The organism is Pontibacter rugosus (assembly GCF_042678745.1).
Lineage (GTDB): Bacteria > Bacteroidota > Bacteroidia > Cytophagales > Hymenobacteraceae > Pontibacter > Pontibacter rugosus.
The window spans coordinates 21,115-27,126 of the sequence record NZ_JBHTLD010000035.1; the positions used below are offsets into that span (position 1 = coordinate 21,115).

Here is a 6,012-nt window from a genome sequence, read left to right on the forward strand (position 1 = left end):
GGGAAATGGTAGATTTATCCCAAACCCGTGGTTACAATTAGAGACTGTCTTGGTGTTTTCAGCTTATGCTTTTACGTCAGATACTGTTTCTGGATGGTTCAGCACTTGTGTCAGCTATACAACTATAATGCATTTCAGTAATGGACTGGAAAAAGCGCAACTCAAAAGGTATAGGCATAAAAACGCCTTCTCCTGTAGCTAGGGAAGGCGCAGTAAATTTATATGCTTCCAGCAGTTTATTGGTAGTAGCCGGACTTGGATCGTCTTTTTTCTTCTGAAAACATTTTGTGATCCAGGCTATACTTTCCCGGCCCTATAAATAGAAGCGAGAAGAAAAGTATACCTGCTTCCAGTGCATGCGAATAGCCAGCAAAACCATCTCCAGCAGTGGCGTGTTTCGTAGTAGCAACCAGCATCGTAAGCACCAGCAAAAAGCAGGCTGGGCGAAAGAGTAAGCCTAACGCTAGCAGTAGACCACCCGCTGCTTCGGCAAAACCTGCCATAAATCCCCAGAAGGTAGGTGCAAAATCGATCCCCAGGCTTTGCATACTTTGCCCGATCATTTCCCAGCGCTCCGGGCCACCAGCCAACTTAGGCCAGCCATGAAGTATAAACATGATACCAATGCCCACACGGAGCAGTAGTAACCCAAAATGTCTTGATTTGTATCCTGAGCGAAGTATGGCCATAGAGACAAGTATACGAAGAAGCTACAAGTATCGCAACTGCTTAATATACCAAAACCCTTTTCACAAGCGTGTTGGCTGGCAGGTTTTTGGCATTAACACGTGCTAGCTGCTGCTGCGAAAGCTGGCTATGATCTATGATAAAACTCATGCCTGCTTCAGGTGCTATGGCAACCACGTTACCCTCCTCAAACGAAACAGAACTGATTTTGTAAGCCTGTTGTATCTCGCTATACTTAGATCCGACACCCATGCCACTGGCCGTTTTATAAGTCGGGCTGCGCACACTGATGCGCCAAATGCTACACTCCTGCTGGCAATCCTGCTCCACCAGTAAGCCTTTATGCTGCCCCTGTGGCGTAAGTAGGTAAGCAGTGCTCTGCTGCCCTTCCTGTGTAAGGGTAGTGTCAGTTATATGGAGGCCTGCAGGTACGTTGTTACGCAGCTGCTCTATCGGCATTCCGATTTTTATATTGCCTACGTGGCCTTTAGCTATGGCATAAGCAGCAGGTGCTGAACGCAAGTCTATAGCATCTGTGTCAATGTCTGAGCCTTGAAGTTCTGGTGTGGCTGCTTCGGCCTGGGTGGTGTTCTCTTCGTCTTGCTGCGACAGACAAGCTGCCATACTTACGCCTAATAGTATGGCATAAATAACATTTCGTATGATCATAGTTGATAGTGTTCTTCTTTCTCTGTTTAAACCTTGTGGTGCAGGTGGAGGTTGTAGTATATTAGCACGAAAAAGAAATTCGTTTATTTTGTCATACATCAACTATATATATTAAAATGGCTAAACCACTTATTCTTGTATCCAACGACGACGGCATTACTGCCCCAGGCATTCGCACACTTGTAAAGGTAGCCATGAGAGTAGGGGAGGTAGTAGTAGTCGCTCCCGACAGCCCTCAGTCTGGCATGGGGCATGCCATCACAATCGGAAATACCCTTCGGTTAGATAAATCTATTGCGCTGGAAGATTTAGGCGTTGAAGCCTATGAGTGCTCCGGTACACCAGCCGATTGTGTTAAACTAGCTAAACACCACGTGCTGCGCGATCGCCAACCTGACCTGGTCGTGAGCGGCATTAACCATGGTTCCAACTCCAGCATCAGCGTGTTGTATTCAGGCACCATGTCGGCGGCTATTGAGGCGGCTATAGAAGGTTTGCCTGCCATCGGTTTCTCGCTTTGTGACTATGGCCACGGAGCTGATTTCTCTCATACAGAAGAATATGTGGAGAAGATTATCCGTCAGGCAATAGAGCACAAAATACCTGCTAACACTGCCCTAAACGTTAACTTTCCTAAAAAGAGCGAGGAGCCTATCAAGGGCATCAAAATATGTAGGCAGGCACACGCTAAGTGGCAGGAGGAGTTTGATGAGCGCCTGGACCCGCACAACCGCAAATACTACTGGATGACGGGCAGCTTTGTAAACCACGATAAAGGAGAAGATACCGATGAGTGGGCTTTAGTAAACAACTACATTTCTGTAGTGCCTTGCCAGTACGACATGACAGCTTTCCACGCCATTGGGCAACTAAATGAGAACTGGGTGTTATAAAGTTTTCTAAAGTATGGCCAGGCTACGGAGCCTTTTAAAACAACTCCAAAGCTTGGCCATACTTTAAAACCTGATAGGGAGTTTATGAGGTGCCTTAACATTCTTTCCGTTTAGTATGGCAGGCCTCCATTTGCCACTAGTAAGCGCCACAATACGTAAAGCTTCCTTATCAAGCAAAGGCTCAAGCCCTCTTTTTATGTTAAGTTTTGATACAGTACCATCCTCGTTTACATCAAAAACAATTTCTACAACACCTTCTTTCTTAGCCTCACTTGGGTAGTTCCTGTTCTGTCTGATAAACTCTACCAATGCATCTATACCACCCTCAAAGGTGGGAACAGGTATTCTTAGCCCTATAGGTGGTGTAGGTTGGCTGAATTTGATAGGTAAGGTATAAAAGCAAGGTGTAGCCTTACCATTCATCATGCCAGCAGTCCAGCTGCCATTCATCGCATATACAGCCTGAACGCAGGCTTCATCTAAAACGGGATCTAGTTTCTGAATTACCTCCACGTTTTTGATAGAGCCATCTGCCTCAATCAAAAACTTCAGAACAACCTTGCCTTCTGGTTGTGAACTAGAATAAGGTATACTGGAACTTAAAAATTGAAGCATAGCTTGCTCACCACCCTTATATGAAGGCATCGGCTCAACCCAGAGGTAGGTTTTTTTAGCGCCTGTACTAGCTGCATGCTGAGCAATGGCAGGGCTGGTACAAAGTGCTGTACCGAGCAGCAGAAGGGCAGTATTAAGTTTGGTTTTCATGGAGGGTAAAAATAGAGCGTTCAAATATAGGAATATTTGCTGTGCTTTCGGTTTTACTCGCCACGCTTTTTCCCCTTGCTACAACTTCTGCTATACATACCAAACACAAGTTAACTAACGAGGCCTAAATTGGCGCAGGTGTTAACTTGTGTCTGAGCGTTCACTATACTTTTAAATCAACAAGGTAGTGTGGTTGATAGAAGTATAGTTGGCATTACATGTCTAATGCTTATTGCTTTTAGTACTTAAGAACTGCACAGGCAGATACATTTCGGCAGCCACAGGTTGTCCGTTCTTCGTGGCGGGCTGCCACTGCCCTGATGTTTGCTGCACTGCTACTGTAGCTGCCTCTGCAAGTTTGGCAAGTATGGTTTTGTTCTGCAGGTTGAAGGTAGAGGCATCCATATAATCCAGCTTTTCTCCGGGGCCAACTACTTTCTTTAGCTTCGTATTTTCCAGCTTGATGTTAGAAACACCTCCGTCTTTCTCTACTAAAAACTTTACCACTACCCTTGCGTTCAGGTGCTCTTGCTGCGCTTCTTCTGGTAGTTTCAGGTGCTGGTTGATATGGTTGAGCAACGCTTCCTGGCCACCCTTAAATTGTGGTTGCTGGTCTGGTGCCACACGGTCTTCAGCTTTTATAGCATATTTGATGGGCAATGTATACTGTACAGCAACAGTTTTTCCATCCTGTTTACCCGGCGTCCACATGCCATCCATCATACTGATAACACGTAAGGCTTCAGCATCAGTGCTGTTACTCAAACTCTTCACAACTTTGGCGTCTGTTACAGAGCCATCTGGGTTAATGACAAAGCCAAGCACTACTAAACCTTCTACACCTGCTTGAACGGCATCTTTCGGATAGCGGATGTTTTGCCCCAGGAACTTAAGCATCTCAGATGTGCCCCCTTTAAACTCAGGCATCTGCTCTACATAAGAATAAGGTTTTTCAGCTGTTTGGGCCATTGCAGTCGGGGCAGTAGCGAGTGCAGCAGTGCCCAGCAGTGTGGCAACAATAAATGTTTTTACGGTCTTTTTCATGATTAAATAGGTTTGTTTTTATACTTGATTAAAGGCAATAAATATCCTGTCCAGCCCTTGAAGGCTGAAAAAATGTACTAAAAAAGAAGTTTTATACTTTATTTGATGGCGAAGCGCACCGGTAGCATGTACCGCACCGGCACTGCTTTACCGTTCTGCCTGCCTGGTTGCCATTTGCCGTTCATGGTCTTCACCACGCGCATAGCTTCGGAATCTATACTAGGCTCCACGCTTTTTATTATTTCTACATCCTGCACCGAGCCATCCGCCCCGATGACCATACTCAGCACCACTAAGCCCTCTGCCCCAATCGCTTGTGCTTCTTGTGGGTATTTTATGTTTTGCCCGAGAAATTTTATCATCTCAGCTTCGCCACTTTTAAAAACCGGCATCTGTTCCACATAAGTATAAGGCTGTATTTTAGCAGGTGCAGCAGGTAAGTCAGTTGCGTTTTGAGATTTGCTTTCAGGCTGTGTTGCTGATTGGGAGGTGCTGAATCCGGCTGCCTCACCCGCAGGTTTTGCTGCTGTAGGTGCTGTGCTTAAAGCGGCGGCTGGGTTTCTTATTTCTTTTGCGTCCGAAGATGTTAAATAGGGTGGTGCCTGTGTAGCTGGTTGTTCAGATGTGCTGCTCAAGGTTTTAGACGCTGTTGCTGTAGAAGTATCTAGTGCTGCTGCTTTAGGCTGAGCCAGCAGTAGCGCCAAAGCTCCCAGCACAGGCAAAGTTAGCAGGGGGCGTAGCCAGTCCTGCTGCTGATTAAGCTTTTGTAGCATGCGGAGGCGCTTGAGTATCTGAGGCTTTGTGAAATGGCTGCCAATAGGTAAACCCATGTTTAGCAGCACCTCACGTGAGAGCAGCGTAGTATACTGCTGAGGCTGATGCTGCTGCACCACGGCCGCATCAGCCTGGTACTCGTGTACATCGCGCAGTTCCTGCTTCATCAGCCATACAAGCGGCTGAAGCCAAAGTATAGCAGTCAGGAATTCATAAAAAAGCACATCCCAGGTATGGCCGAACTGCACATGCGCCAGCTCGTGTGCCAGTACCTGCTCTTGTTCTGTTTTATTCAGGTGTTGTTGCTTACTCAGAAAAATGCTTTTGCCAAATGCAAAGCTGGGATAGGAGCTGTTTAAACTATAAATCAAAGCTCCATTGATAGCGGTGGTTGTGCTGACACTATGCTTTACCAAACGAATCTGCCATAGTTGCCAGGCCAGCTTTCCGAGCACAAAAAGAACGCCTGCCGCATATAAAACCGACAGCACAAGTGGCAAGGACAGGTTAGTAGCAGGCTTTACTTGCCAGGCTGTAACCGTAATTTCCTGCAGCTGTATGGCCTGCAACGCTTGCGTTACTGCTGCTTCTGACGAGAAAGCAGCTGGCCAGGTGAGCAAAGGCAGCAGCAACGCGACAGGAGGTGCCAGTAATAAGTATAGCCTGTTAAAGCCGAAATTATGCTGGCTACGCAGCACCGTGTAGTAGAACAGGTACAGTACCAGCAGGCCTATACTTGCCTTTAAAGTATAATCAAGTATTGCTTCCATGATCGTGCTCGTCTTGGTCTAAATCTTTTTTTACATGCTGCATCAGTTCATCCAGTTCTTTGGTGTCCAGGTTGTTGTCTTTGGCAAAAAATGAGACAAGCCTTTCAAAAGAACCGCCAAAGTAGCCGCTCATAAAGTTTTTAAGAAAAAAGCTTTTATACTTGTCCTGCGCCACCAGTGGGTGGTACCTATGTGATTTACCGAAGGCTTCATGACCTACAAATCCCTTTGTCTCCAGTATGCGCACTATTGTTGACACAGTGTTGTAAGCGGGCTTTGGTGCAGGTAGTTCTTCTATGATATCACGTACAAAAGCTTGCTCTAGCTTCCATAGCACCTGCATTATTTCCTCTTCTGCTTTGGTTAGTTCTTTCATCAAAGTATAAATAGCTGTAAATCTTAAGACTAAT

Annotated in this window: 7 protein-coding genes; 1 reads left to right on the forward strand and 6 read right to left on the reverse strand. The window is 46.1% G+C overall.

Annotated elements, in window-relative coordinates; all coding sequences use genetic code 11:
• Nucleotides 1–236: 236 nt before the first annotated feature.
• A complete protein-coding gene (locus tag ACFQ2O_RS06010; protein WP_377523978.1) occupies nt 237–689 on the reverse strand; it encodes a DoxX family protein in 453 nt (150 codons plus the stop codon).
• Nucleotides 690–729: 40 nt separating this feature from the next.
• Nucleotides 730–1,356 carry a mechanosensitive ion channel protein MscS gene (locus tag ACFQ2O_RS06015; RefSeq protein ID WP_377523980.1) on the reverse strand — a complete coding sequence of 209 codons (627 nt, stop codon included), beginning with the start codon at nt 1,354–1,356 and terminating at the stop codon, nt 730–732.
• A gap of 116 nt (nt 1,357–1,472) precedes the next feature.
• Between ACFQ2O_RS06015 and surE the strand changes: the two genes are divergently transcribed.
• Nucleotides 1,473–2,249, forward strand: a complete 777-nt coding sequence (gene surE / locus ACFQ2O_RS06020) for a 5'/3'-nucleotidase SurE (RefSeq protein ID WP_377523983.1) — start codon at nt 1,473–1,475, stop codon at nt 2,247–2,249.
• 63 nt (nt 2,250–2,312) lie between these two features.
• On the opposite strand, the gene ACFQ2O_RS06025 is transcribed toward surE, so the two are convergent.
• The 4 genes from ACFQ2O_RS06025 to ACFQ2O_RS06040 all read right to left on the reverse strand — a co-directional run bounded on the left by ACFQ2O_RS06025 (nt 2,313) and on the right by ACFQ2O_RS06040 (nt 5,978).
• Complete coding sequence (locus ACFQ2O_RS06025) at nt 2,313–2,864, reverse strand: energy transducer TonB (protein WP_377523986.1); 552 nt, start codon at nt 2,862–2,864, stop codon at nt 2,313–2,315.
• A 372-nt stretch (nt 2,865–3,236) separates the two neighbouring features.
• Nucleotides 3,237–4,058, reverse strand: a complete 822-nt coding sequence (locus ACFQ2O_RS06030; RefSeq protein WP_377523989.1) for a TonB family protein — start codon at nt 4,056–4,058, stop codon at nt 3,237–3,239.
• Nucleotides 4,059–4,156: 98 nt separating this feature from the next.
• Nucleotides 4,157–5,602 carry a TonB family protein gene (locus ACFQ2O_RS06035; RefSeq protein WP_377523992.1) on the reverse strand — a complete coding sequence of 482 codons (1,446 nt, stop codon included), beginning with the start codon at nt 5,600–5,602 and terminating at the stop codon, nt 4,157–4,159.
• A complete protein-coding gene (locus tag ACFQ2O_RS06040) occupies nt 5,586–5,978 on the reverse strand; it encodes a BlaI/MecI/CopY family transcriptional regulator (protein WP_377523994.1) in 393 nt (130 codons plus the stop codon). Before ACFQ2O_RS06040 ends, ACFQ2O_RS06035 begins: the two co-directional genes overlap by 17 nt.
• Between the last annotated feature and the right edge of the window lie 34 nt (nt 5,979–6,012).